Raw genomic sequence first — 24,701 nt, 5'->3', positions numbered from 1 at the left:
ACGAGGATACGGTGACCTCCGCGACCCCCGGGAGTCTGCAGATGGGTGAACCCGGCATCGAGGTCGCGCACGTCGCCGACCCTCAGCGCACCCGGCTGCGCGAGGAGGCGGCCCAGGTGGGAGGGCGATCGACCCTCCTCCACTACAGCGACGACGGCGATGCCGGCATCGACATAACCAAGGCGCACCCCGGCAGTCTCCCGCAGTTCATCACGGGCCGCTCGACGCTCCTCTCCAACCTCTTCCGCGACGAAGTCGCCCTTCGCACGGCTCGCCTGGCGGCCGAGCGCATCGCGGCCAAAGACCTCGAACTGCGCACGGCGCGAGGGCTGGATGCCGTGCACCTCGCCGTCGGACTGGCATCCTGGCGCATCGGCGGCGTCGTCTACACGGCGCCCGTGCTGCTCCGTCCGCTCGCCATCCGCCGGCACCACGCCGACTTCGACCTGAAGCTCCACGGCGCGTTCGCCATCAACCCCGAGCTCGTCGAGGCAGCACGCACCCACTTCGGGATCGTGCTCGACGGTCGTGCCCTCGCGGCGCTCGCTCACGACGGCGGGGTGTTCAAGCCCCAGCCGGTCATCGACCACCTCCGCGCGCTGACCGCGCACATCCCGACGTTCACCGTGCTGCCGCGGCTCGTCGTCTCGACGTTCGCCGACGTCGCCTCCGACCTCGAGCGCGACGCTGCCGTGCTCGACCACCCTGTGCTCAACGCGCTCGCCGGTCACGCCGCCGACCGCGAGGCGCTGTCGCTCGTGCGCGCGCTTCCCGCTCTCGTCGGCGCCGACGACCGGTCGCCCGCGTCCGACCGTCTGCTGCTGGACGCCGACGCCGAGCAGGAGGCGGTGCTCGCCCGCATCGTCGCAGGGCAGTCGCTCGCCGTCCACACGCTCCCCGGCACGGGCGGCACGCAGACCGTGATCAACGCGGTCGGCGAACTCGTGCGCGCCGGCAAGCGGGTGCTCGTCGTGAGCACGCGACGATCCACCCTCGACGGCGTCCGCCACCGGCTCGCAGGGATCGGTCTCCCCGGCCTCGCCGTCACACCGCGCCACCTCCACCGCGACCTCATCCGCGCGATCGCACGCAACGAGAAGGCGACGCCGCCGAAGGTGGCCGATGTCGACGACGCCCTCGTGCGCCTGCGCACCGTTCTCCGCGACTACCGCGGCGCGCTGACCGAACGCCACGCCCAGCTCGGGGTCTCTCCCCTGGAGGCCCTCCGCACCCTCGCGACGATCGCGGCACGATCGCCTCAGCCGTCCGCCGCCACGCGCTTCGACCTGGCGACGCTGCAGCGGTTGTCCACGCGGCGAGCCGAGGCGGCGGCGGCACTGAGAGACGCGGCACGCCTGGGCGAGTTCCGCTTCGGTCCCGACGACTCGCCCTGGTACGGCGTCTCGTTCCCGACCACGGAGGCCGCACGCACCGCGCACGCGCTCGCGGGGCGCCTGCATCGGGCCGAGGTGCCCGGCATCCTGGAGCGCGGCTACGAGCTCATCGCGCAGACCCGGATGCGTCCCTTCGGCACGATCACCGAGATGGGCGCCTACGTGCGGCTGCTGCAAGGCATCCGCGCGTCGCTCGACCGCTTCAGCGTGACCGTCTTCGAGCGCCCGTTGGGTGAACTCATCAACGCCCACGGGAACCGCCGCGACGCCCCGAACATGTCCGCCGCCAACCGCCGACGGCTACGACGGCTGTCGCGCGAGTACGTCCGCCCGGGCATGCACATCAGCGACATGCACGAGTCGCTCCTGCGTGTGCAGCAGCAGCGGACGCAGTGGCAGCGGCTGGTGGATGCCGGGGTGACACCGGAGATCCCGCTCGGACTCGACGACGTCGCCACCGCCTGGCAGCGCGTCAACGCCGACCTCGCCACGCTCGACGCCGCGCTCGGCCGTACCGAGCCACTGGCCTCCCTACCGATCGCGCAGCTGCTGCGCACGCTCTCGGGCCTCGCCGCCGAATCGGACGTCTTCGACAACCTCGTGGAGCGTGCGACGCTCCGGGATCAGCTGGCCGAACTCGGCTTGGAGGGCCTGCTGACCGAACTGTCGGTGCGTCACGTGCCCGAGGAGCAGGTCGCGGCCGAGTTCGAGTTCACCTGGTGGCAGTCGGCCCTGGAAGCGATGCTGCGGTCGGATCGTGCCCTGCTCGGAGCCAACACCTCGGTGGTCGACCGTCTCGAGCGCGACTTCCGGCTGGTCGACGAGGCGCACGCCTCCTTCGCCGGTCCGCTGCTCGCTGCCGAGCTCGCCACGCGCTGGAAGATCGCGATCGTCGACGAACCGCACGAGGCCACCGCACTGAAGGCGGCCCTGCGCACCGGCACCGCGAGCCCCGCCGAGCTCGTGGCCGCCGCGCCGACGCTCGTGCGCACCCTCGCCCCGGTGTGGATCTCGTCGCCGTACGACGTGCCCTCGATTCCCGAGCGTCCCGAGTTCGACGTCGTCATCGTCGCCGACGCGGCCGCCGTGTGCGTCGCCGAAGTCGCCCCGGCCCTGCGCCGAGCGCGTCAGGTCGTGCTCTTCGGCGACCCGGTCGTGCAGAAGCCGACGCCGTTCCAGGTCTCGTCCGGGCGGGTCGATCCGCTCGACGAGAGCGAGACGCCCTTCGACGACACGAGCGTGTTCGAGCGGCTGGCGGAGCTCGTCCCGGTCGAGACGCTCACCCGCAGCTACCGCGCCGGCGGCGAAGACCTCGCCGAGCTCGTCAACGACGCCTTCTACGGCGGGGAGATCGTGTCTCTCCCGTGGGCGGGGTCGTACCTCGGTCGCGGCAGCCTCAGCGTCGACTACGTCGAGGGCGGTACCGGCACGCCCGATCCGGAGACGGGCGCCGTCGAGAGCCCGGATGCCGAGGTCGCACGCGTCGTGACGCTCGTCGTGGAGCACGCCGTCAACCGTCCCACCGAGTCGCTCATGGTGGTCACGGCATCCGCGCGTCACGCCGAGCGTGTACGTGCCGCCGTCGCCACCGCGTTCGCGGGCCGCAGTGACGTCGCCGATTTCGTGGGGCGCGAGACCGCCGAACCGTTCGCCGTGCTCAGCCTCGATGAGTCGGTCGCAGAGAGCCGCGACCGCGTCGTCTTCTCCCTCGGCTTCGGTCTGACCAAGCACGGTCGGGTGCTGAGCGACTTCGGGGAGCTCTCCGGGCCCGACGGGGAGCGCCTGCTCACCGTCGGAATGACGCGAGCGCGCCGATCGATGGTCATCGTGTCATCGATCCGACCCTCCTCGTTCGACGAGGGGCGGCTGGAGTCCGGAGCGGCCTCGCTCATGGGCATCCTCAGCGGCATCGCCGCCCGTGCCCGCGAAGCGCGCCTGGAGGACCTCGCCGACCCGCTGACGCTCATCCTCGCGCAGCACCTGCGGCGACTGGGCATCGCCGTCGACGTCGACTATCGCGGACTCCTGCCCATCGTCGCCCAGCACAAGGGCAAGGCCGTCGTCGCTGTCAGCGATCCGGAGACGACGGGGGAATCGCTGCGCGAGTCGCTGCGCCTCGGCCCGCAGACCCTCCGGCGTCTGGGCTGGCACTACGTGCGGGTGCACGCCTTCGATCTGTACAGCGACCCCGCGGGCGTCGCCGGCCGCATCGCCGGCATCCTGGGCATCCAGCCCGAGACGCCCACCGCCGACACGGCGACCCAACCGCTCGATGTCGGAGAGTGAGCGTCAACGCGTCGTGCGCGTGCCGGGCTCGCGCCGGGCGCGACTGACGCCCGCTCCCGGGACCGACCCTGAACCGGAGTCGCCGGCCTCGCAGAGCGACGAGCAGGGCGCGGATGCCGCGGCATCCGGCCCCAACGACGAGCGCATGCGGCGCGACGTCCCGCCGCACTACTGATCGGGCGGGCGTCGCGTGGTCGTCCGGGCGATCGTCGCGCGTCAGCGCGCGGTCGGGGGAGTGGTGCTCTGCTTCTCGAGGAGGTCGCGGATCTGCACGAGGAGCTCCTGCTCGGTCGGCAGCTTCGCCTCCTCGTTCTCCACGACGCCGGCCTTCGCCGCGGCGCGCTCCTTGAAGCGGTTCATCGGGTAGACGAAGACGAGGTAGACGACGAGCGCCACCGCGAGGAAGGAGATGATCGCGGAGATGAGGCCGCCGATGGGGAACGTGACGGGGTCGCCGTGGATGCCGATGACCGTCGGCCCGACGGCACCGGTGTCTTCGTCGGCTTTCCAGACGAGTTCGATCATCGGTGTGATGATCGATGCGACGATCGCGTTGACGACAGCGGTGAACGCCGCGCCGATGACGACAGCGACCGCGAGGTCGATGACGTTGCCGCGCATGATGAAGTCTTTGAAGCCCTTGATCACGGGATGCTCCTCACTCCGGCGGGGGCCGGTCACGAACCCGCAGCGGCGGGCGAGGACTTCGCCTCGGACTTCGATGATGTCGGAGTGGCGGGGCTGCCGCCACCACCCGCGCGCGAGTCGGTGCGATAGAAGCCGGAGCCGTTGAAGGTCACGCCGACCGAGCCGTACTGCTTGCGGAGGGTTCCGCCGCACTCGGGGCACTCGGTGAGAGCGGAGTCGCTGAAGGACTGGACGGCGTCGAAGCGGTGACCGCACTGCGTGCAGGCGTAGGCGTAGGTGGGCATGGCGTCCTCGGGTGGAAGGGTGGGCGTGCTCAGCGCCGATGGGGCGCGAGCACGACGGTGTGCGTGGGGGTGACGACGCCCGTGACGCGCTGATCGTGCAGCTCGCTCGGGACCTCGTCGACGAGTTCGGAGTCGAAGATGACGGCGTAGACCGGGGGACAGTGCTCCATCGACCCGATGGTCTTGTCGAAGTAGCCGCGTCCCCAGCCCAGGCGCATGCCCGAGCGGTCGACCGCGGCGGCGGGGATCACGAGCAGGTCCACCTCATCGACGGCGGACGGGCTGAGCACCTCCCCGGTGGGCTCGGGGGTGCCGAAGAGGCCCTCGACGATGTCGCCGTGCTCGTCGGCGACCGCCCAGTCGAGGAGGCCGTCGGAGCGCGTGATCGGGAGGAGTACACGGATGCCGCGGCGTACGGCATCCACGATGAAGGGATGCGTCCCGGGCTCGGTGGGCGTCGACAGGAAGCACGAGATCGAGGACGCGCCGTGCGCCTCGACCAGGCGGTCGAGCTGCTCCTTCAGGGCCAGCGCATCCGCTTCGAGGCTCGCCTCCGAACGTTGCTGGCGACGCTCGCGCAACTCGGCGCGCAGTGCGCGCTTCGCGTGGTCGGTCGCCCCGGTCATGCTCCGATTGTAGGCGGCGCGGTCAGTAGGGTGGACGCATGACTTCGCGCATCAAGGCAGTGATCCCCGCGGCCGGACTCGGAACCCGATTCCTCCCGGCCACCAAGGCGATGCCGAAGGAGATGCTGCCGGTCGTCGACAAGCCGGCGATCCAGTACGTCGTGGAGGAGGCGGTGGATGCCGGTATCGAAGACATCCTCGTCATCCTCGGCCGTAACAAGAACAACATCTCCAACCACTTCGACGCGGTTCCCGAGCTCGAGACCAACCTCACCAACAAGGGCGACCTGCAGCGCCTGCTGCAGGTCAAGGAGTCCAGCGACCTCGCCGACATCCACTACGTCCGTCAGGGCGAGCCCAAGGGACTCGGTCATGCCGTGCTGCGCGCACGCGCCCACGTCGGCGACTCCACGTTCGCCGTCCTGCTCGGCGACGACCTCATTGACGAGCGCGACCCGCTGCTGACGACGATGATCGCCGCGAACGAGACCACGGGCCTCACCGTCATCGCCCTCATGGAGGTCGATCCCGACCACATCCACATGTACGGCGCGGCGGCGGTGGAGCCCACCGACGACCCCGACGTCGTGCGGGTGACCGGTCTCGTCGAGAAGCCGAAGAAGGAGGACGCCCCCTCCAACTACGCCGTCATCGGCCGCTACGTCCTCACCGCGGGCGTCTTCGACATCCTCGACCGCACGCAGCCGGGCAAGGGCGGGGAGATCCAGCTCACGGATGCGTTGCAGGAACTCGCCCTCACCGACGGTGTGCTCGGTGTCGTCTTCCGTGGTCGCCGCTACGACACCGGCGATAGGGTGGACTACATCAAGGCCATCGTGCAGCTGGCCGCGGACCGCGAGGACCTCGGACCCGAACTGCGCCCCTGGCTGAAGGACTTCGCGGCGAAGCTCTGACGCCGCCGGCGCGAGGGGGGTGCGATGGACCTGACGATTCCCCGTGGGCACGGGCCGATCTCGGTGCGCCTCGTGCGCCAGCGGGACGCACGCGTGCTGCAGGCGGAGCTGCTGAGCAATCGGGGGTGGCTGCGGCCGTGGGAGGCGACGAGCCCCGACGGGCCCGTCTCCTTCGACATGAAGCTCGGCGTCCGGCGCCTGTTGCAGCAGTATCGCGACGGTGTCGGGGTTCCCCTCGTCATGGAATACGACGGCGAGATCGCCGGCCAGCTCAACGTGTGGGGGATCTCGCGCGGCTCGCTTTCGTCGGCGACGATCGGCTACTGGGTGAGCGAGCGGTTCGCCGGTCGGGGCATCACGCCCACGAGCGTCGCGCTGGCCACCGACCTCTGCTTCCGTGAACTGCGCCTGCACCGCATGGAGATCTGCATCCGACCGGAGAATCACGCGAGCCTGCGCGTCGTAGAGAAGCTCGGGTTCCGCTACGAGGGTCTCCGTCGTCGCTACATCCACATCGACGGCGACTGGCGCGACCACTATTGCTTCGCCCTCGTGCGCGAAGAGGTGCCGGAGGGGGTGCTCACGCGCTGGCTCTCGGGTCGTGCGCCGGTAACGGCAGCCGAGATCCCGCCGACCGATCGCGTCAGCCGCTGACTGCCCAACCTTCGAGCTTAGGTCGAACCTGAGACACGCGGCGTCGTACCGGAGAAACGCGCGCTTCGGCACCTACCGTGGACCCCATGGATGGGCAGGTACTCGGCGGCGGTGTGATCGTGCTGGTCGCGGTCGTGCTGTGGCTCGTCTACCTCTTGCCGTCGTGGCATGGCCGGTATCAGTACAACGCCGCCGAGCGGAACGCGGTGCGTCTCAACCAGGCGCTGCGGGTGCTCGCGGAGACCGCGGAGACACCCGACGAGGTGCGCCTCGAGCTCAACGCCCGCACGGCGCTCGCGCAGCAGAAGCTCGCGCGCCGCGCCCAGGCCGAGCGCGAGCAGCTCGAGCGTGACACGGCGCGAGCCGAGCACGAGGCGGCGCAGGCTCGCGCCGCCGCGGAGGCGGCGCTCGCTCGCCAGCGCATGCTCGCCGAGCGCGAGCAGGCCCTCGCCCTCGCCGCAGCCGCAGCCCAGGACCCCGCCACTCGTCGAGCCCGCGCTCGCCGCAGGGCGCGTCTGCTCATCACCGTCGTCGCGGTGGCAGCACTCGCCCTCGCCGGTTGGGGGGTCTTCGAGATCACGCGCGCCGGATCACCGGCGGCGCTCGCCGCCGGTGCCGTCGTGGCCGCGGTGGCGGCGCTCATGCTCCAGCGCATGGCGGCCGTGCAGCGACGCGGCCTGCGCCGCGCCGCTGTCGTCGAGGTCGCGCGCCCCGTGGCATCCGTACAGGACGTCCCCCTCGCCACCGAGCGCGCCGCGTGGACGCCCCGCGAGCTGCCGCGTCCGCTCACCGCGTCGGCCGGTTCGCGGGCTTCCGCCCTGCTCGACGCCGCTGCGGCCCAGGAGGCGCTGCGCCACGCCGCCGTCGACGAAGCGATGCGGGAGCGCGCCGAGCGCGACGCGCCCCCGTCGATCGACACCGCCCGTCGCACCGTCGCGAGCACGCCCGACTTCGCGCGGATGGGCTACGTCGACGACGCCGCCATCGAGGAGCACGTGCGCTCCCTCCTGGCCCGGCGCGCCGTCGGCGCCTGACGCTCAGCCACGTTTCGCAGCACGCCGGTCACCCGGGGCTCCGGTATCAGGCCTCGTGCAGCACGATCCCGGCGCCGACCACGAGCTCGCGCCGCGGCGTGCGCACGAGCGCGTCCATGGGGTTCTCCGCGTCGATGAGCACGATGTCGGCGCGGTCGCCCACGCGCAGCGCGTTCGTCGGGAGCCCCGCGAACGCTGCGGAGGCGCCTCCCGCGATCTCCATCACCCGCCGCAGATCCTCGTCACGGACGATGCTCGACGAGCGCGCGAACTGCCACGCGATCCCCAGCAGGTCACCCGTTCCGTAGGGACTCCACAGGTCGCGGATGCCATCGGTGCCGAACCCGAAGCGCACGCCCGTGGCATCCATCTCCGCCAGCGGGAGCTGCGGGAGCCGGAGGGGTGCGACGGTCGTCATCGTCACGTCGAGTTCGGCCATCGCCTGCAGGAGGTCGTGCCGCTGTGCGGGGGAGACCTGAGCGAGGGCGAAGCCGTGCGCGACGTTCACGCGGCCCTGGAGTCCTCGCGACGCGGTCTTCGCGATGATCAGCTCCAGCTGGAAGGCACCCAGCTCCGCGGGGTCGTGCAGGTGGATGTCGATTCCCGTCCCGTGTTCGGCGGCGATGTCGAACAGCCCGTCGAGCTGGCCCACCGGGTCGCGGTCGATCGACGCCGGGTCGAGCCCGCCGATGTGCTCCACGCCGGCCCGCGCCGCCTCGGCGAGCAGGTCGAGCACGCCCGGGCGACGCAGCACCCCGTCCTGCGGGAACGCGACGATCTCGACGCGGACGGCATCCCCGTACGCCGCGGCAGCCTCGCGCACGGCGTCGATCCCTCGCAGCCCCAGGCCAAGGTCGACGTCGACGTGCGTGCGGATCGCCGTCGTGCCGTGTCGCACGAGTTCCGCGAGCACGCGGGAGGTGATCTCGACGCTCGGGATGCCGAGGGCGTCGCGCCGCGCGCGCTCGTGGCGGATGCGCCCCTCGGTGCCGCCCTCGCCTCCATACGACTCCCACGGCAGGCCCCACCACGACTTGTCGACGTGGGCGTGCGTGTTCACGAATCCGGGGAGGGCGAGCAGGCCGCGACCGTCGCGGACGCCCTCGCGGGCGGGACGTGCGGGGTCGTGCGCCATGACCGCCGCGATGCGTCCTTCGGCGAGATCGAGGTCGACGGGCCCCATCGTTCCGTTAGGCCCGAGACGGACGTTGCGGAGCGATCGGAGGGGGGAGAGGTGGAGCATTCCTCCATTGTCTCCGTGCGAAGGAGCCCGCGGGTCCGTGATAGGCTCGCTGAGGTTCACGGGCCTGTGGCGCAGTTGGTAGCGCGCTTCGTTCGCAATGAAGAGGTCAGGGGTTCGAATCCCCTCAGGTCCACCGAGAAGACGCCCGATACGACACGGAACTCGTGTTGCATCGGGCGTTCGTCGTCTCCCGCAGAGACCGCCGCTGCGCGGCATCCTGCCTCGGAAGTGGTCACTTGCGTGAGGATGAGCGGTACTCTCAGCGAAAGAGCCGACGGGACAGAGTCGGATGTGTGGTTACGCATGCCCCGTTCGAAGAGACTTCAGGTCACCCGTGGAAGGTTCCCCGACATGACAGCGAGCAATCCGGATGTCGCCGCGCCCGCCACCACCGCGGGATCGTGGTTGCCGTTGGTGGTCGTGGTCCTGACCCAGATCCAGGCATCCTTCGCGGTGAACGCGTTGACCGTCTCGATGGCCGGGATCACCACCGACCTCGACACGCCGGCCACCTCCGTCGGGACCGCCATCACCGCGGGAACGTTCGCCATGGCGGCCTTCGTCCTCCTCGGCGCGAAGATCGGCGCGCGGTTCGGCACACGCGGGGTCTTCCAGATCGCCGTCGCGATCCACGCCGCCGCGATGGCGGGAGTGGCGCTCAGCGTCAGCCCGGCCATGCTGTTCATCGCCCAGGCCTCATCCGGAGCCGTCATCGCGCTGATCGCCCCGGCGCTGACCGTGTTCATCGCCACGAACTATCACGGTGAGCGCCAGGGGAAGGCGATCGGCTTGCTCGCCGCCGCGATTCCGCTGGCGGGGGTGCTCGCGCTGCTGCTCGCCGGCTGGTTCGCCGAGACGATCGGGTGGCGCTGGTCTTTCGCCCTCATGGTCGCGCTCGGGGCCGTCAACCTGCTGCTCAGCTTCCGCGTGAAGAAGGTGCCCGCGCAGCCCGACCTGAAGATCGACTGGGCCGGTGCGTTCCTCGCGGCCACCGCCATCATCCTGCTGTCGTTCGGTTTCTCCGGTCTCAACTCGTGGGGCCTCTGGGAGTCGACCGCCGCCGCGCCGTTCGACGTCTTCGGCGTCTCGCCCGCTCCGCTGCTGATCATCCTCGGCCTCGTCGTCGGACAAATCTTCTTCGTGTGGGTATCGCGTCGTCAGCGCGAGAGGAAGTCCCGCATCTTCGATCTGCGCGTCCTCGCCACGAGCAGTGAACTGGCGATCACGGCGTGCATGGCGACGATGCTCTTCGTCGGGACCGCGGCGAACTTCCTCATCCCGCTCTACATGCAGGTCGTGCAGGGGCTCACGGGTGTGCAGACGTCGTTCTCGATCATTCCCTACACGATCTCGATCTTCCTCGCCTCCACCTTCATCGCGTATCTCTACACGAAGTTCTCGCCGCGCGTGCTCGCCTCGGCGGGGTTCGTCGTCGTGGCGACCGCGCTCACCCTCATCGCGTTCACCGTCCGCGGGGAATGGGGTCAGGCGTTCATCGTCATCGGCCTCATCCTGCTCGGAATCGGGCAGGGATCGATCGTCGCGCTCGTGTTCAACACGCTCCTGTCCTCCGCACCGAAAGAGCTCGCCGGTGATGTGGGAGCGTGGCGCGGGCTCGTGCACAACCTGTCCGGATCGGTCGGCATCGCCGTCGCCAGCGCGTTCGCCGTCGGCATCCTCGCGTCGACGTTGTCCGCCGCCGCCGCAGACCACCCCGACATCTCGGACCAGCTGATCAGTGAGGTGCGCATCAGCGAAGCCGACTTCCTCACCAACCCGCAGCTGGAGGCCGTGCTCGCGAACACCAGTGCGTCGCCGGCAGAGGTCGAAGCGGCCATCGCGATCAACGAGGATGCGCGCCTGCGTTCCCTCAAGGTGTCCCTCCTGGGACTGGCCTTGCTCGCCCTCCTCGCCATCGTTCCGGCGACGCGGATGCCGGGACGCATCCGCGGGGAGCTTCCGGAGAAGCTGGAACCCGACGACCCCGACGCCATCGACGAGAGCATTCCCCTGAACCCCGCAGCAACCACGAAAGAGACCTCCGCATGATCCGGCAGCCGAACACTCCGCTCCCGCACGACGTCGACTCCGTGCCGGGCCTCGCCGCCCTGAACGCGATCTCCTTCCGCGCGGGGGAGGCATCGGAGGACACCGGTGCGATCGGATTCACGGTCGCTGCGGCGGGCGACGTCGCGTCGGGACTGGGTCTGGATCGCGACGCGCTCACCCGTGCGGGCTTCGAACCGGCGGTGGGGAAGACGCTGCTGATCCCGACCGCGAGCGGCGCGGAACTGATCGCCGTCGGCGCAGGGGAGGAGGCGCTGACGGTTGCGGCCGCGCGTGACCTTGCGGCATCCTTCGTCCGAGCCGCCCACAAGGCGTCCGATCTCGCCTTGGTGCTGGGCGCCGTGTCCGACCCCGAACAGATTGCTGCAGCCGTCGCCGAAGGCGCCGCGCTCGCGCGATACGGCTACACCGCCCTCAAGTCCGCACCGAAGTCCGTCGCGCTGCGCTGGTTCGTGCTGTCGATCGAGGGCGCCGACGCGGCTGCCGTGGAGGCGGGGCTTGCCGCGGGAGCGCTCGCCGCGCGTGCATCCGTCGTCGCGCGCGACGTGACCAACACGCCTCCCGGCCACCTCACGGCGACAGACCTCGTCGCTGTCGCCGAGCAGCTCGGCGAGCGGTTCGGCTTCCACGTCGAGGTGTTCGACAAGGCCGCTCTGATCGAGCTCGGCTGCGGTGGCCTCCTCGGAGTCAACCGGGGGTCGGCGGAAGAGCCCCGGATGGTCAAGCTCACCTATGCGCCCTCCGGTGAGCCCGAAGGCCACCTGGGCCTGGTCGGCAAGGGGATCATGTACGACTCCGGCGGCATCAGCCTGAAGCCGAGCGACCCGATGCATCTCCTCATGAAGATGGACATGGGCGGTGCCGCAGCGGTGCTCGGCGCGTTCACCGTGTTGCGCGAGCTCGATGTGCGCTCTCAGGTCACCGGCTGGCTGATGTGCACCGACAACATGCCCTCGGGTACTTCCTACAAGCTCGGAGACGTTCTCGTGGCGCGAGACGGCACCACCGTCGAGGTGAAGAACACCGATGCGGAAGGCCGCCTCGTCATGATGGATGCCATCGCGCTCGCGAACGAGGACGGGGTGGATGCGATCATCGACATCGCCACGCTCACCGGCGCTGCGCTGATGGCGCTCGGTCAGGCGACCGCGCCCGTCTTCGCGAACGACGACACGATCGCCGAGCTGGTGACCTCCGCCGCGGCGGCCACCGATGAACCGGTGTGGCGACTGCCGCTGGAGAAGAAGTATCGTCCGCAGCTGGATTCCGATGTCGCCGACCTGTCCAACCTGGGCGGGAAGTACGCGGGGGCGACGACCGCGGCGCTGTTCCTCGAGCACTTCGTCGGAAAGACGCCGTGGGCGCACATCGACATCGCCGGCACCATGCAGACGGACAAGGACGACTCCTGGCGATCTGCGGGGGCGACCGGCTTCGGGGCACGGCTCCTCGCTCGCGTCGCCGTCGAGTTCTCTGCCACGAGGTAGCGGATGGACCCCGTCGTCGCGACGTTCGCGATCCTGATCGCGGCCGTCGTGGCGTTCGCGACGAACCGGATACCCCTCGGCATCGTCGCCATCGGCGTCGCGCTGTCCCTCTACTTCACCGGCGTGCTGACCCTCACGGAGGCTCTCGCGGGGTTCGGCGACCCGACGGTCCTCTTCATCGCTGCTCTGTTCATCGTCAGCGAGTCGCTCGATGCCACGGGGGTCACCGCCTGGGCGGGGCAGAAGGTCATCGGCGCGGCCGGAACCCGCCGCACGCCGCTGCTGGTCGTCGTGTGTCTTCTCGTGGCGGGTTTGACGGCCTTGATCAGCGTCAATGGCGCCGTCGCGGCTCTCCTCCCGCTGGTGGTCGTCGTCGCCAGCACCGCCGGGATCGCATCCTCCCAGTTGCTCCTGCCGCTCGCGTTCGCCGCTCACGCCGGATCGATGCTGCTCCTGACCGGGACGCCGGTGAACATCATCGTGTCCGACATCGCCGCCGAGAACGGGGGACGGTCCTTCGGCTTCTTCGAGTTCGCTCTCGTCGGGGTCCCGCTGCTCGTCGGCAGCATCCTCATCATCGTCCTCTTCGGACGCTTCCTCCTTCCCCTGCGGGCGGGGGCGGTCATGCCGACCGATCTCACCCGCCTCACCCGGCAGTTCAAGATCGACTACCGAGTGACCCTCGACACGAAGACCCTGATCGGGCCGGCGAACGGTGTCAGCGAAGTGGTCATCCCGCCCCGGTCCCCGCTCATCGGGCTGCGGATCTTCCCCGGGATGGCGACGCCCAGCGGCGACCTGGTGATCCTCGCTGCTCGCCGGGGAGCGGACGTTCTCAACGACCGCGACGTGGCTCTCAGGGCGGGCGACTCCCTCCTGCTGCAGGGGTCGTGGGACGACCTGGCCCGTCACATCGAGGATCGTCGAGAGGTGATGGCGGTCGACGCCCCGTCGACGATGCGCCGCGCTGTGCCGCTCGGCGTGGGCGCGAAGCGGGCCCTCGCGATCCTCACCGTCATGGTCGTCCTCCTCGCGACCGGTGTCATGCCTCCGGCTGCCGCCGCCATGCTCGCCGCAGCCGCTCTCGTCCTCACCCGGGTCGTCGGCGTCAACCAGGCCTACCGTTCGGTCTCGTGGACCACCGTCGTCCTCGTGGCCGGCATGATCCCGCTGTCGACGGCGTTCCTGACCACGGGCGCGGCGGACATCGTCGCCGGCTGGCTGATCGATCTCATCGGTGAGTCGGGTCCGCGCGTCGCCCTCCTCGGCATCGTCCTGCTCACGGTGATCCTCGGTCAGATCATCTCCAACACGGCGACGGTGCTCATCGTCGCGCCCATCGCCATCGCCGTCGCGAGCGGCATCGGGGCCTCCGTTCAGCCGTTCATGCTCGCACTCACCATCGCCGGAGCAGCCTCGTTCCTCACTCCGATCGCCACCCCCGCCAACCTGATGGTGATGAAGCCCGCCGGGTACCGGTTCGGCGACTATTGGCGTCTGGGCACGCCGCTCGCGATTCTGTTCGTCCTCGTCGCCACCCTGTACGTTCCCCTGATCTGGCCGTTCTGAGCCACCGTCGTGCGGCTACGCGTCTGCCGTTCGCGTGACGCGCAGCCCCGCGACGCGGCGGCGATCCAGCGCCGTGACCTGGATCGTGGCGCCGTCGACCTCGATCGCATCGCCCACGCGCGCCAGTCGGCCGAGCTGCTCCGTGACGAAGCCGGCGACCGTATCGGACGAGCCGCGGGGGAGGGAGAGCCCCGTGACCTCCTCGAAGTCCTGCAGGTTCAGGCGTCCGTCGACGATGTCGCTGTCCGCGGCCGGGTCGTCGGCGGTGTCGTACTCGTCGAAGATCTCGCCGACCACTTCCTCCACGAGGTCCTCCAGCGTGACGATCCCGTCCGTGCCGCCGTACTCGTCGACGACCACCGCGATCTGGTGGCCGTGGGCGCGCATCCGGGTGAGCGTCGGCAGCACGCGCGCCGACGAGGGCACGTAGTCGATCGGGCGGCTGAGCTCGGACAGCGGCCGACCGGCATCCTGTGCCGCGGCGTCGAAGAGGTCGCGCACGTGAACGAAGCCGACGATGTCGTCGATGGACGCGTCGGCCACCGGGTAGCGCGAGAACGGCTGATCGCGCACCTCGGCCACCGCCTCTGCGACCGTCGACGTGTCGGAGAGCGCGACCACCTCCGGACGCGGCCGCATCACCTCGCTCACCTGCCGGCCACGCAGCGACAGCACATCGTCGAGGATGCGCCGCTCGTCGTCGGGGAGCCCCTGATGGGTCGCCACGATGTCGCGGATCTCCTCGTCGCTGATCTCGTCGGCAGTCTTGTTCGGGTCGCCCCCGAGGAGGCGGACCAGGGCATTCGTCGACACCGACAGCAGCCAGATCACCGGCCGCATCACCGTCGCGAAGCCGTCGAGCACGGGCGCGACCGCATACGCGAACTGCGCGTTCCGCTGAATCGCGAGCCGCTTGGGCACCAGCTCGCCCAGCACGAGCGAGAGGTAGGCGATGACGAGGGTGAGCAGCACGGTAGCGACGGTGAGCGATGCGTGCTCCGGCATCCCGGCGCTCTGCAGGAGCGGCGCGACGGACGGGGCGATCGAGGTCGCGCCATACGCGGCGGACGCGAAACCCGCGACCGTCACGCCGATCTGCACCGCCGAGAGGAACGTGTTCGGGTTGCGGGCGAGTCCCGCCACCTTCTCGCCCCGACGGCCGCGAGCGGCGATCGCGTTGATCTGGCTCTCGCGGAGCGTCACGAGGGCCATCTCGGTCGCTGCGAAGACGCCGCCGATCAGGACGAAGGCGACGACGAGGGCGATGTTGACGCCGAGTTCGCCCATCAGCGGTCGAGCTCGCCCGACGAGGAGGCACTCTCGAGGGCCGAGTCGCTTCGGCGGTCACCGCGCGTCTTGTACAGGCTCGCGATCGTCGCGACGGCGATCGTGACCCCGATGAACAGCAGCGAGAACCAGATGGGGATCTCGGGCGCCCACAGCATCGGTTCGCCGCCGTTGATGAACGGCAGCTCATTGACGTGCATCGCGTGGAGCACGAGCTTCACGCCGATGAAGGCGAGGATGACGGCGAGACCCTGAGCGAGGTACACGAGTCGCTCCAGCAGGCCGCCGATGAGGAAGAACAGCTGGCGCAGTCCCATGAGCGCGAACGCGTTCGCCGTGAAGACGATGTAGGCCTGCTCGGTGAGCCCGTAGATGGCGGGGATCGAGTCGACCGCGAAGATGAGGTCGACGAAGCCGATCGCGATGATCACGAGGAGCATCGGCGTCACGAAGCGGCGGCCGTCGCGCTTCACCGTGAGTCGGTCGCCGTGGTACTCGTCGGTCACCGGCAGGTGACGACGCACGAAGCGCATGAAACGACCGTCGGCGGGATTCGACTCGCCGTGGGCGAAGGCCTGACGGTAGGCGAGGAACAGCAGCAGCGCGCCGAACAGGTAGAAGATCCACGAGAAGTTCGAGATGAGCGTCGCGCCGATGGCGATGAACACGCCGCGCAGGATGAGGGCGATGACGATACCGATCATCAGCACCTTCTGCTGGTAGATCTTCGGCACGGCGAAGCTCGTCATCACGATCAGGAAGACGAACAGGTTGTCGACCGAGAGCGCCTTCTCGGTGAGGTAGCCCGCGAAGTACTCGCCGCCATAGGTCCACCCGGACACGACGCCGATGCCGACGCCGAACAGCAGCGCCAAGCCGATGTAGAACGCCGACCAGCGCGCCGATTCGCCGATGGTCGGCTCGTGTGGCTTGCGGACATGCGCGAAGAACTCGTAGACGAAGAAGGCGATCGTGACGGCGATCGTGATGATCCACACGAGGGGGGTGACGTTCAAGGTCGGGCTCCAGGGCTCGGCGTGACAAGGTCGACGCCAAAGTCTCTTCCATCCTCTTCCGAGGACCGGTGACCCGGGATGCGAACGCATCCGAATTGACGAGCCGACCGTGCCGGAGTACTCCCCTTGGACTTCCGCGAGACTACCGGAGCGCGCACGCCCGTTCCTGAAAGATCGCTCGAAGCCCGTCACCGCGCGACCAGCGCCCGGGGGCGTTGACGGCCATCACCGGCAGCGGTAGCTTCCCCCCATGGCAGCGCCGCGGAAGCTGGACTCGGCCGACCTGCTCCGCCGGCTCCGCGCCAGACGGAGCGAACTCACCGCGCAGCCTGCACCCGCCGATCGCGCCGCCGAGGACGCCGCGGCATCCCTCGCTCCGGCCGGGCCGGGGATCGCCGCCGCTCCCGCCGATCTCACCGCACACGACGTCGCCACGATGTCGCTGCCGGACGTCGAGGCAACGGCGGAGGTCGTGTCGGGCCGCATCGAGGGCACCCTCATCGAGACGTACCGGCATCTGCGGCTGGTGATGGTCGCCGCCGCGCCCGCGATCCTGGTGGCCATCGCGACCGTCTGGAACGCCGGGTACGCCGGGCTCCCGTCGATCAGCCACTACTACTACACGCCCGCGCGGATCGTCTTCGTCGGGGCGCTCGTCACGGCCGCCGCCGCGCTCCTGGCCCTCTCCGGACGCGGCGCCCAGCGTGGCTGGCTCGACCTCGCCGCCCTCTTCGCGCCGCTCATCGCACTCGTGCCCACGCGCATCGCCAACGGGGAGGTGCCCGGGTGGGATGCCGTGTGCCCCTCCAGCGCGGACTGCATTCCCGCCGAGGCATACGCGTCGATCGCGACGGGCGTCGCCGTGTGGTTCGTCTTCGCCGCGCTCGTCATCAGCTACGGGGTGTTCGCCGCCCTTCTTCGGCGCAGCGGTCGAGACGCCGTCGCGGCGCAGGTGCCGCGCAGTGCACGCGCGACCTGGACGCCGCTGGTCGCGGGCGGCGTCATCGTCGTCGTCGCGGCCGTCGCCTGGATCTGGGCGCGCGAGACGTTCCTCGACCGCGCCCATCTCGTCTCCGCGAGTCTCTTCTTCGTCATCATCACGATCGTCGCGCTCGGTCAGGCGCGCCGCACGCACCTCGAGCCCGACCCGTCGCCGCCCGCCGGCTGGTGGCACCGATTCGTACGGCGGCTGCGTCGGGAGATCGACTGGCTGCCGCGCATCTTCACCACCTTTCCCGGCTGGATCGCGTTCCTCCTCGCCGCCGACATCGTGGCGGGGCTCCTCGTGCTGCTGCTCGACCTCACTGCCCCGATCGTCGTCGGTGGACGGGCGATCGGGACGGTGTTCCTCGTCGAAGCCGTCGCTCTCGTGCTGTTCACCGTGTTCTGGGGCTTCGAGACGGTCAGGAAATGGAACGAGGCCGACCCGGACTAGCGCGGGCGCTGAGTCAGACCCGGACCGGGTCGCCCGCCGACAGGCGTGCCGCCGCGAGCTTCTCGGCGGCCGCCAACGGGGTGATGCCGTGCGCCGCCGCCTCGTCGAACAGGCCCCGGAGCGTGTCGCCGATCGCCGCGACCCGCGTCATCGTCTCCTCGCGCGACGCCAACCGCTTCGCCTCGACATCGAGGTAGATGACGCCGCCGGCGTTCACGACGAAGTCGGGTGCGTACAGGATGCCGCGAGCGGCGAGCCGATCGGCCCCGGAATGGTCGGCGAGCGGGTTGTTGGCGGGTCCGCACACCGCTTCTGCCGCCAGTTCGTCGATGACGGCATCGGTGAGGAGGCCGCCGATACCCGCGGGCACGAAGACATCCGCCGGCACCCAGTGCTCCGTTCCCGGCTCCACCCAGTCGGCGCCCAGCTCGACGGCGAGGTGACGCTTCGCGGGATCGACGTCGGTGACGGTGAGCACCGCGCCCTCCGTCGACAAGCGCACGGCCAGACGGCTCCCCACCTGGCCCAAGCCCGAGATCGTGATGCGCCGACCCGCCACGTCGCGGCTGCCGGTCACGCGCTCCACCGTCGCGCGCAGGGCCTCGTACACACCGAGGCTCGTCGGACCGGCGGGCTCGCCCGAGCCGCCCACGGCATCCGGGAGCCCCACGACGTGTGCCGTGCGTTCGCTGACCACGAGCATGTCGTCGGTGGTCGAGCCGACGTCCTCCGCCGTGCGATACGCGCCGTCGAAGGACTCGACGGCGTCGCCGAGATCGAGGAAGGCGGCGCGACGCCGCTCCGCGTCGAGGACCGTTCCCGGCGGCAGGCACAGGACGGACTTGCCGCCACCGGCATCCAGCCCGGCCGTCGCGTTCTTCAGCGTCATCGCCGCCGAGAGCCGGAGGGCGTCGGCCACGGCATCCGACCAGTGCGGGTACGTCCAGAGCCGTGCGCCGCCGAGTGCGGAGCCGAGCACGGAGGAGTGCAGCGCGACGGTGATGACCAGCCCGCTGCGCCGACCGGTGATCACCTCCACGCGCTCGTGGGTGAAATCGGGCAAGGGGGTGTGCGTCATCGCGTCCTCTTTCGGCTGGCCTTGTGGGCTCTGCGCTGCAGCCACCGCGGCGTTGCGGCGTCCGCCGTCCATTCTGCCGCACGTTGCCCACCTCGGGTATGAGTCGATCCCGTGATGCGTACATGGCTTTTGGGCATGACGGCCCCCCGTGAGGACCTTGACGACCGCTTCGCCCTGTTCGCCGCGCGTCATCGCCTCCCCAGTCGACCCCGGCGGTCTTCCGTCCACAGGTTCGTCGCGGGCGCCCGCCCCAGGGGTGACGGCCGCGAGAGTGCACCGATGAGTCACTTCGATATCGGTACCGCACCGCGGTGCTTCCGTTCGTCAGCGCTGCGAGCAGAGGGGAGTTCGTGGCGTGAGATTGCCCGTGCGGTGGCGGGAGGTGGCCTGATGAAGTTGCGGCGGGGCGTTTACGCCGCCCCTGATGTCGATGTCCACTGCGCCACAGCGGGACGCCTCCACGGGCGTCTCGACTGCGTCTCCGAAATGCGCAGACGTGGGGTGTTCGTGCGGGACTCGGGACCTCTTCACCTTCACGTTCCGGAGTCGGCGTCTCGACTTCCCGCGGCCGTGGCGGGGGTACGTGTGCACCGTCGCCGGCTGCGCCGCGCGCCGCACCCTGATGCGCTCACCGTGGAGCCGTTGGATGCACTGCGGCAAGCAGTGCTGTGTCAGGAGCCCCCTCCCGCGATCGCCACGATCGACTCCGCTCTCCACCGCGGGGTCATTCGCGTGGACGAGCTCGACGAGCTGTTCGCCACGCTGCCACGCCGGCTGCGACGGCTGCGGGCTCTGATCGATGCACGTGCCGAGTCGGGACCGGAGACCTTCGTGAGGCTCATGCTGCGAGCCCTCGGGCGGTCCGTGGAGCTGCAGGTCGCGATCCATGGTGTGGGGCGGGTCGACCTTCTCGTCGATGGGTGGTTGATCGTCGAATGCGACAGCAGAGCGCATCATTCCGACCCGGCAACCCGGAGGCGCGATCGGCTGCGAGACCTGGAGGCCGCGCGCCAGGGCTACGTCACGTTGCGGCTCGATGCGGAAGACATCCTCTGGCGATCTGAGGTGGTGATCGATGCGCTGAAGGCGCTGACTCTCCGTCCGCGTCGGTGACGCAGACAGGACGAACCGGGCCGCAGGCCGGGGACGGAGGCGATGAGTGTCGATCGCCCCTGTATGCGTCGCAACCGGTGCCGCGACGACGCCCGGCCTCGCGATGACAACCGGCTCCGCGACGGGGGCCCAGGTCAGCCGATGTGGTCGCGCCAGTCCAGGGGCACGCGGCCGCGGGGGCCGGGGGCCGGCTGGGTGTCGGGATGGCTCGTGGGCGGCGCGAGTTCGGGGCCCTCGACCATGCGAGCGTTCTCGAAGTCCCAGAACCAGTCCTCGCCCGGCTCGAAGCTCTGCATCACGCGGTGTCCCGTGGCCCGGTAGTGGGCGGTGGCGTGCTTGGCGGGCGAACTGTCGCAGCAGCCCACGTGTCCGCACGCCGCGCACCTGCGCAGGTGCACCCACCACCCTTCGACGGCGTCGCATTCTCCGCACCCGGTTCCCGAGGGGGTGGCGGCGGTGTCGAAGCTGGCGGTGAGGTCGGTCATGTGTGCTCCTTCTGCGTCAGCCGGCCAGTGCCCGGTGAACGGATGCCACGGCGCTCGATCCCTCGCCGACGGCGGCGGCGACCCGCTTCATCGATCCCCGGCGGACGTCGCCAGCGGCGAAGACCCGCGGAATGGAGGTTTCGAAGGGGAGCGGTTCACGGCCGAGTGTCTGCCACCGCTGCAGCGATTGCAGGGCGATGTCGGTGCCGGTGCGGATGAAGCCTTCCGGGTCGCGGTCGAGGGTCGGCACCCAGGAGGTGGCGGGATCGGCGCCGATGAAGCAGAACAGGCCGCGTGCGTCGACCTCGCCGACACTGTCGATCGTGACGGATGCCAGCGAGGTGTCGCCGCCGAGGCCGACGACGCGCGAGCCTCGGTGGATGCGGATGCGCGGGTCCTCGACGAGGCGGTCGACGAGGTACGACGACATCCGGGCGCTGAGGTCGTCGCCCCGCACGACCAGGTCGACGGGGCTTCCCCCCGCGGCGAGGTAGAGGGCGGCCTGACCGGCGGAGTTCGCGCCTCCGACGACGACGACCGGCTCGCCGGTCACCTGGCGCAGTTCCAGCGGGGTCGCGGCGTAGTAGATCCCGGCGCGTTCGAAGTCGCTCCAGCGGTCGAGCGCGAGGCGGCGGTAGGCGGCGCCGGAGGTGATGACGGCGGCGCGGGCGCGGATGAGGCGGCCGTCGGAGAGGGTCACGTCCAGTTCCTGTCCGCCGTCGACGGTCGCGAGTCCGACGGCCTCGCACGGGGCGTAGACGCGGACGCCGAACTTGAGTGCCTGGAGCGTGGCCTGACCGATGAGCTCGCCACCGCTAACACCGAAGGGGAAGCCGAGGAAGTTCTCGATGCGCGAGGTCGCGGCCGCCTGACCTCCGGGCGCGACGGCGTCGAGCAGGACGGTCGAGAGGCCTTCGGAGGCGCCGTAGATCGCGGCGGCGAGCCCGGCTGGTCCGCCCCCGACGACGACGAGGTCGACGACCTCGTCTGCCTGCGCCTGGTAGCTGAGGCCCAAGCGCTCGGCGACGGCGCCGGGAGTGGCGCGCGGCAGCGGCTCACCCTGGATGAAGGCGAGGGGGAGGTTCTCTTCGGGGATGCTGTGGCCGACGAGGTACTCGATCCCGTCGGGCGGCACGGCGACGGCGACGTGGACGAGATCGAGCCGCTCGGCGAAGCGGCGCAGCGCGAGGAAGTCGCTCGACGAGCTGTATCCGACGAACTTCAGCGTCATGGCGGCCGGTCCGTTGCGCAGCGACTCCCGCCGCGCCCACAGGGCGTGGAGGATGAGGTCGCACAGGTCGTCGTCCTCGTTCATGAGCCGGCGCAGTTCTGTGCGGGTGATGCGACGGACGCGGCCCGGGCGGGTGGCGCGCGCCGAGAGGAATGCACCCTGTCCGTTGAGGAGACCGAGCTCACCGGCGAAGGTCCGCGGGCCCATGCGCGAGATCACGACCTCGTCGACCCACTTCAGCGCGTCGCGGACGATCTCGATCTCGCCCTCTTCGACGACGATCAGGTCGTAGTCCGCGTCGCCGGAGCGGAAGACGTAGTCGCCTTCGTCGACGTCCTGCGTGGTTCCGATCGCCGTCAGGCGCTCCCACTGGGCGTCGGTGAGCTCGGGGGTGATCGTCTCGTCGCGGGTCATGCGCCTTCTCTCAGGGTGGGGGTGGCGACGTGCGTCACCGTCGCAGCAGCGGTGGCGGCATCATCGGTGGTCGCCTGCAGCGCCCGGATGAGCGACTGCGCGTCGTACGGACCGACGTGGCGCCGGCCGTTGACGAAGAACGTCGGCACCGAGGTGATTCCCATCGCCTCGGCATCCAGCATGTCGTCGCGGACGCGCGCGGTGACTTCGGCGGATTCGAGGTCGCGTTCGAACTTCGGCACGTCGAGGCCGAGGGATGCCGCGATGCGCACGATGTCGGACGGCAGCTGGTGCTCCTGATCGGCGAAGAGCGCGCGCTCGAACTCGAAGAACCTGCCCTGCATCGAGGCGGCTTCAGCGGCTTCGGCGCCCGCGAGGGCGTTGGGGTGCTGGGTGGTGAGCGGCGCGTGTCGCCAGACGTAGCGGAGGCCGCCGTCGAGTTCGCGCAGCACCTCCTGGATCGAGCCCGACGCCTTGAGGCAGAACTCGCACTGGAAGTCGCCGTACTCGACGATCGTGTATGGCGCGTCGACCGGGCCCCACACGTGGTCGCGGCGCGGATCGACGGGGCGCGCGAGGGTCTGTCCGGTCTCGATGTCGCCGCGGACGGCATCCGACACCCGGAAGACGATCGTCGCGAGGACGAAGGCGAGGACGGATGCCGCGAGCACCCCGACGCGTGCCTCGTTCTGCGCGGCGGGGTCGTCGATCGCGAGGTCGATGATGAAGAGGGAGATCGTGAAGCCGATGCCGCTGAGGAGCGCGCCGCCGGCGATGCGGTCGATCGTGAGCCCAGGCCCGAACTCGCCCAGCCGGAGCTTCTTGAGCACGGCGGTGGACCCGAAGATGCCGAGGAACTTCCCGGCGACGAGGCCGACGACGATGCCCCACGTGAGCGGCGACCGCACGGCGGCGGCGAGGATCTCCCCGGTGACGACGACCCCCGCATTGGCGAGCGCGAACAGCGGCAGGATGACGTACGCGACGTAGGGGGCGTAGGCCGACTGCAGGCGTTCGTTGATCGAGATCGATTCGCGGAGGCTGTTGGCGGCGGCCCGCGCGTACTCGGTGTTCGGCGACTGGCGGAAGGTGCGGGCGAGTTCGAGGGCGTGTTCGACGTCGCGGCGGTTCGGGCGGTACACGGGCACGAGCAGGGCGATCGCCACGCCCGCGAGGGTGGGGTGGACGCCCGAGGCGAGGAAGGCGAGCCACACGATGACGGCGAGCGTCGCGTAGACGGGGCCGCGGCCGCTGCGGAGGTACCGCGTCGCGTAGACGCCCGCCAGGCCCACCGCGGCGATGAGGAGCGGCATGGGCGAGAAGGTGTCGGTGTAGACGAGGGCGATGATCGACAGTGCCCCGATGTCGTCGACGACGGCGAGGGCGAGGAGGAACACGCGCAGGCGACCCGGGATGCGGGGACCGACGAGGGCGAGCGCGCCGACGAGGAACGCGGTGTCGGTGGAGATGACGACACCCCAGGCGGCGGCGTGGCCCGACGGTGCCGCGACGAGCACGAACAGCAGGGCGGGCAGGGCGAGGCCGGCGAGGGAGGCGATGACAGGGACCATCGCGCGCGACCAGCTGGTGAGCTCGCCGATCGCGAACTCCCGGCGCACCTCGAGGCCGACGGTGAAGAAGAAGATCGCCATGAGGGCGTCGTTGACGAGGGCGTGCAGCGTGAAATCGAGCCGGAGGTCGGCGACGCCGACCGTCATGTGCGTCTCCCAGAAGGTCTCGTAGGAGCCGTGGGCCACGTTGGCCCACACGACAGCGGCCACCGTCGCCAGGAGGAGCAGGAGCGCGCCGATGCGGTTCTGACCCATGGCGCTGATGCGGGCGGCGATGGACGGGCGTGCGGGCATACGGGGGGAGTCCTTCGGTCGGCGACGGACTCAGTCTCCACCTCTCCGGGGCGGAGCGTCCAGCGTTCGCCCTAGGCTGAATCCATGACGACGCCCGCCGACCTCCACCCTCGCAGCCGACTGGTCCACGACGCCCTCCGCGAGGCGGGGATCTCGGGGGAGATCGTCGTCCTCCCGGATGCCGCGTCCACCGCAGCCCTGGCGGCCGCCGCACTCGGGGTCGAGGTGGGCGCGATCGCCAACAGTCTCGTCTTCTGGTCGGACGGCGAACCGCTGCTCGTGATGACCAGCGGCGCGCACCGCGTCGACACCGCCGCGCTCGCCGCCCGGCTGGGACGGTCCTCGATCGTGCGGGCGACGGTCGAGCAGGTGCGCGAGGCCACCGGTCAGGCGATCGGTGGCGTCGCGCCGACGGGGCACCCCGCGCCGCTCACGACCGTCGTCGATGAGGCGCTGGCCGCGTTCCCGGAGATCTGGGCCGCCGGCGGCACGCCGCACACGGTGTTCCCGCTCACGTACGACGAACTCGTCCGCCTCACCGGCGGCACCGTCGCCCGCGTCGACTGAGGCC

At 70.2% G+C, this 24,701-nt stretch carries 21 protein-coding genes and 1 tRNA gene; 12 read left to right on the top strand and 10 right to left on the bottom strand.

Annotated features, from left to right (window positions below; genetic code table 11):
• Positions 1-41: 41 nt before the first annotated feature.
• Positions 42-3,680: an AAA family ATPase gene (locus tag ACSQ18_RS09740; RefSeq protein ID WP_436038423.1), complete on the top strand. Its 3,639-nt coding sequence runs from the start codon at positions 42-44 to the stop codon at positions 3,678-3,680.
• Positions 3,667-3,855, top strand: a complete 189-nt coding sequence (locus ACSQ18_RS09735; protein ID WP_436037074.1) for a hypothetical protein — start codon at positions 3,667-3,669, stop codon at positions 3,853-3,855. The genes ACSQ18_RS09740 and ACSQ18_RS09735 overlap by 14 nt, the downstream gene beginning before the upstream one ends.
• A gap of 41 nt (positions 3,856-3,896) precedes the next feature.
• On the opposite strand, the gene mscL is transcribed toward ACSQ18_RS09735, so the two are convergent.
• The 3 genes from mscL to ACSQ18_RS09720 are packed head-to-tail and all read right to left on the bottom strand — an operon-like array spanning position 3,897 to position 5,238.
• The gene (gene mscL, locus ACSQ18_RS09730; protein ID WP_436037072.1) at positions 3,897-4,328 is read right to left on the bottom strand and encodes a large conductance mechanosensitive channel protein MscL; all 432 of its coding nucleotides are present in this window, start codon (positions 4,326-4,328) and stop codon (positions 3,897-3,899) included.
• Between the two features lie 29 nt (positions 4,329-4,357).
• Positions 4,358-4,612 (bottom strand): FmdB family zinc ribbon protein, encoded by a 255-nt coding sequence (locus tag ACSQ18_RS09725; RefSeq protein WP_436037070.1) that lies wholly within the window; start codon positions 4,610-4,612, stop codon positions 4,358-4,360.
• A gap of 29 nt (positions 4,613-4,641) precedes the next feature.
• Positions 4,642-5,238: a 5-formyltetrahydrofolate cyclo-ligase gene (locus ACSQ18_RS09720; RefSeq protein WP_144808516.1), complete on the bottom strand. Its 597-nt coding sequence runs from the start codon at positions 5,236-5,238 to the stop codon at positions 4,642-4,644.
• Between the two features lie 38 nt (positions 5,239-5,276).
• On the opposite strand from ACSQ18_RS09720, the gene galU reads away from it, so the two are divergent.
• The 3 genes from galU to ACSQ18_RS09705 all read left to right on the top strand — a co-directional run bounded on the left by galU (position 5,277) and on the right by ACSQ18_RS09705 (position 7,840).
• On the top strand, positions 5,277-6,152 hold the full coding sequence (gene galU, locus ACSQ18_RS09715; protein ID WP_436037068.1) for a UTP--glucose-1-phosphate uridylyltransferase GalU: 876 nt from the start codon (positions 5,277-5,279) through the stop codon (positions 6,150-6,152).
• 24 nt (positions 6,153-6,176) lie between these two features.
• A complete protein-coding gene (locus ACSQ18_RS09710; protein ID WP_436037066.1) occupies positions 6,177-6,806 on the top strand; it encodes a GNAT family N-acetyltransferase in 630 nt (209 codons plus the stop codon).
• Between the two features lie 86 nt (positions 6,807-6,892).
• Positions 6,893-7,840, top strand: a complete 948-nt coding sequence (locus ACSQ18_RS09705) for a large exoprotein (protein WP_436037064.1) — start codon at positions 6,893-6,895, stop codon at positions 7,838-7,840.
• A 46-nt stretch (positions 7,841-7,886) separates the two neighbouring features.
• Here the strand turns inward: ACSQ18_RS09705 and ACSQ18_RS09700 are convergent, their stop codons facing one another.
• Positions 7,887-9,083, bottom strand: coding sequence for an amidohydrolase family protein (locus ACSQ18_RS09700; RefSeq protein WP_436037062.1), 1,197 nt, complete (start codon positions 9,081-9,083; stop codon positions 7,887-7,889).
• A gap of 60 nt (positions 9,084-9,143) precedes the next feature.
• Between ACSQ18_RS09700 and ACSQ18_RS09695 the strand changes: the two genes are divergently transcribed.
• The 4 genes from ACSQ18_RS09695 (at position 9,144) to ACSQ18_RS09680 (ending at position 14,206) form a co-directional block, all read left to right on the top strand.
• A tRNA-Ala gene (locus ACSQ18_RS09695) sits at positions 9,144-9,216 on the top strand.
• Between the two features lie 218 nt (positions 9,217-9,434).
• A complete protein-coding gene (locus ACSQ18_RS09690) occupies positions 9,435-11,132 on the top strand; it encodes an MFS transporter (protein ID WP_436037060.1) in 1,698 nt (565 codons plus the stop codon).
• Entirely contained in the window at positions 11,129-12,637 is a 1,509-nt protein-coding gene (locus tag ACSQ18_RS09685; protein WP_436037058.1) for a leucyl aminopeptidase family protein, read from the top strand. Before ACSQ18_RS09690 ends, ACSQ18_RS09685 begins: the two co-directional genes overlap by 4 nt.
• 3 nt (positions 12,638-12,640) lie before the next feature.
• A complete protein-coding gene (locus ACSQ18_RS09680; protein ID WP_436037056.1) occupies positions 12,641-14,206 on the top strand; it encodes an SLC13 family permease in 1,566 nt (521 codons plus the stop codon).
• A gap of 15 nt (positions 14,207-14,221) precedes the next feature.
• Here ACSQ18_RS09680 and ACSQ18_RS09675 read toward each other — a convergent pair whose 3' ends face one another.
• Positions 14,222-15,493: a hemolysin family protein gene (locus ACSQ18_RS09675; RefSeq protein ID WP_436037054.1), complete on the bottom strand. Its 1,272-nt coding sequence runs from the start codon at positions 15,491-15,493 to the stop codon at positions 14,222-14,224.
• Positions 15,493-16,509, bottom strand: coding sequence for a TerC family protein (locus tag ACSQ18_RS09670; protein ID WP_436037052.1), 1,017 nt, complete (start codon positions 16,507-16,509; stop codon positions 15,493-15,495). Before ACSQ18_RS09670 ends, ACSQ18_RS09675 begins: the two co-directional genes overlap by 1 nt.
• Positions 16,510-16,759: 250 nt before the next feature.
• On the opposite strand from ACSQ18_RS09670, the gene ACSQ18_RS09665 reads away from it, so the two are divergent.
• The gene (locus ACSQ18_RS09665) at positions 16,760-17,944 is read left to right on the top strand and encodes a hypothetical protein (RefSeq protein WP_436037050.1); all 1,185 of its coding nucleotides are present in this window, start codon (positions 16,760-16,762) and stop codon (positions 17,942-17,944) included.
• 13 nt (positions 17,945-17,957) lie between these two features.
• On the opposite strand, the gene ACSQ18_RS09660 is transcribed toward ACSQ18_RS09665, so the two are convergent.
• Positions 17,958-19,022: a Glu/Leu/Phe/Val dehydrogenase dimerization domain-containing protein gene (locus ACSQ18_RS09660; protein ID WP_436037048.1), complete on the bottom strand. Its 1,065-nt coding sequence runs from the start codon at positions 19,020-19,022 to the stop codon at positions 17,958-17,960.
• Between the two features lie 732 nt (positions 19,023-19,754).
• On the opposite strand from ACSQ18_RS09660, the gene ACSQ18_RS09655 reads away from it, so the two are divergent.
• Positions 19,755-20,135, top strand: coding sequence for a DUF559 domain-containing protein (locus ACSQ18_RS09655; RefSeq protein ID WP_436037046.1), 381 nt, complete (start codon positions 19,755-19,757; stop codon positions 20,133-20,135).
• Between the two features lie 134 nt (positions 20,136-20,269).
• Here ACSQ18_RS09655 and ACSQ18_RS09650 read toward each other — a convergent pair whose 3' ends face one another.
• Genes ACSQ18_RS09650 through nhaA form a run of 3 tightly spaced genes read right to left on the bottom strand, consistent with a single transcriptional unit; the run spans position 20,270 to position 24,130 of the window.
• Entirely contained in the window at positions 20,270-20,620 is a 351-nt protein-coding gene (locus tag ACSQ18_RS09650; protein WP_436037044.1) for a UBP-type zinc finger domain-containing protein, read from the bottom strand.
• A gap of 16 nt (positions 20,621-20,636) precedes the next feature.
• The gene (locus ACSQ18_RS09645; protein ID WP_436037042.1) at positions 20,637-22,265 is read right to left on the bottom strand and encodes an FAD-dependent oxidoreductase; all 1,629 of its coding nucleotides are present in this window, start codon (positions 22,263-22,265) and stop codon (positions 20,637-20,639) included.
• A complete protein-coding gene (nhaA, locus tag ACSQ18_RS09640) occupies positions 22,262-24,130 on the bottom strand; it encodes a Na+/H+ antiporter NhaA (protein WP_436037040.1) in 1,869 nt (622 codons plus the stop codon). The genes ACSQ18_RS09645 and nhaA overlap by 4 nt, the downstream gene beginning before the upstream one ends.
• A gap of 84 nt (positions 24,131-24,214) precedes the next feature.
• Between nhaA and ACSQ18_RS09635 the strand changes: the two genes are divergently transcribed.
• Positions 24,215-24,697 (top strand): YbaK/EbsC family protein, encoded by a 483-nt coding sequence (locus ACSQ18_RS09635; protein ID WP_436037038.1) that lies wholly within the window; start codon positions 24,215-24,217, stop codon positions 24,695-24,697.
• Positions 24,698-24,701 lie beyond the last annotated feature (4 nt).

The organism is Microbacterium sp. LjRoot45 (genome assembly GCF_964253325.1).
In the GTDB taxonomy this organism is placed as follows: domain Bacteria; phylum Actinomycetota; class Actinomycetes; order Actinomycetales; family Microbacteriaceae; genus Microbacterium.
Note: the sequence above shows the minus strand (reverse complement) of the source record. Positions and strands in the feature narration are given on the sequence as shown.

What these genes read in the sequence shown, in the direction of transcription:
- ACSQ18_RS09740 (WP_436038423.1), top strand. Translation starts at nt 42, where the DNA reads ATGGGTGAACCCGGCATCGAGGTCGCGCACGTCGCCGACCCTCAGCGC.
- ACSQ18_RS09735 (WP_436037074.1), top strand. Translation starts at nt 3,667, where the DNA reads ATGTCGGAGAGTGAGCGTCAACGCGTCGTGCGCGTGCCGGGCTCGCGC.
- ACSQ18_RS09725 (WP_436037070.1), bottom strand. Translation starts at nt 4,612, where the DNA reads ATGCCCACCTACGCCTACGCCTGCACGCAGTGCGGTCACCGCTTCGAC.
- ACSQ18_RS09720 (WP_144808516.1), bottom strand. Translation starts at nt 5,238, where the DNA reads ATGACCGGGGCGACCGACCACGCGAAGCGCGCACTGCGCGCCGAGTTG.
- galU (WP_436037068.1), top strand. Translation starts at nt 5,277, where the DNA reads ATGACTTCGCGCATCAAGGCAGTGATCCCCGCGGCCGGACTCGGAACC.
- ACSQ18_RS09710 (WP_436037066.1), top strand. Translation starts at nt 6,177, where the DNA reads ATGGACCTGACGATTCCCCGTGGGCACGGGCCGATCTCGGTGCGCCTC.
- ACSQ18_RS09705 (WP_436037064.1), top strand. Translation starts at nt 6,893, where the DNA reads ATGGATGGGCAGGTACTCGGCGGCGGTGTGATCGTGCTGGTCGCGGTC.
- ACSQ18_RS09700 (WP_436037062.1), bottom strand. Translation starts at nt 9,083, where the DNA reads ATGCTCCACCTCTCCCCCCTCCGATCGCTCCGCAACGTCCGTCTCGGG.
- ACSQ18_RS09690 (WP_436037060.1), top strand. Translation starts at nt 9,435, where the DNA reads ATGACAGCGAGCAATCCGGATGTCGCCGCGCCCGCCACCACCGCGGGA.
- ACSQ18_RS09685 (WP_436037058.1), top strand. Translation starts at nt 11,129, where the DNA reads ATGATCCGGCAGCCGAACACTCCGCTCCCGCACGACGTCGACTCCGTG.
- ACSQ18_RS09680 (WP_436037056.1), top strand. Translation starts at nt 12,641, where the DNA reads ATGGACCCCGTCGTCGCGACGTTCGCGATCCTGATCGCGGCCGTCGTG.
- ACSQ18_RS09675 (WP_436037054.1), bottom strand. Translation starts at nt 15,493, where the DNA reads ATGGGCGAACTCGGCGTCAACATCGCCCTCGTCGTCGCCTTCGTCCTG.
- ACSQ18_RS09665 (WP_436037050.1), top strand. Translation starts at nt 16,760, where the DNA reads ATGGCAGCGCCGCGGAAGCTGGACTCGGCCGACCTGCTCCGCCGGCTC.
- ACSQ18_RS09660 (WP_436037048.1), bottom strand. Translation starts at nt 19,022, where the DNA reads ATGACGCACACCCCCTTGCCCGATTTCACCCACGAGCGCGTGGAGGTG.
- ACSQ18_RS09650 (WP_436037044.1), bottom strand. Translation starts at nt 20,620, where the DNA reads ATGACCGACCTCACCGCCAGCTTCGACACCGCCGCCACCCCCTCGGGA.
- ACSQ18_RS09645 (WP_436037042.1), bottom strand. Translation starts at nt 22,265, where the DNA reads ATGACCCGCGACGAGACGATCACCCCCGAGCTCACCGACGCCCAGTGG.
- nhaA (WP_436037040.1), bottom strand. Translation starts at nt 24,130, where the DNA reads ATGCCCGCACGCCCGTCCATCGCCGCCCGCATCAGCGCCATGGGTCAG.
- ACSQ18_RS09635 (WP_436037038.1), top strand. Translation starts at nt 24,215, where the DNA reads ATGACGACGCCCGCCGACCTCCACCCTCGCAGCCGACTGGTCCACGAC.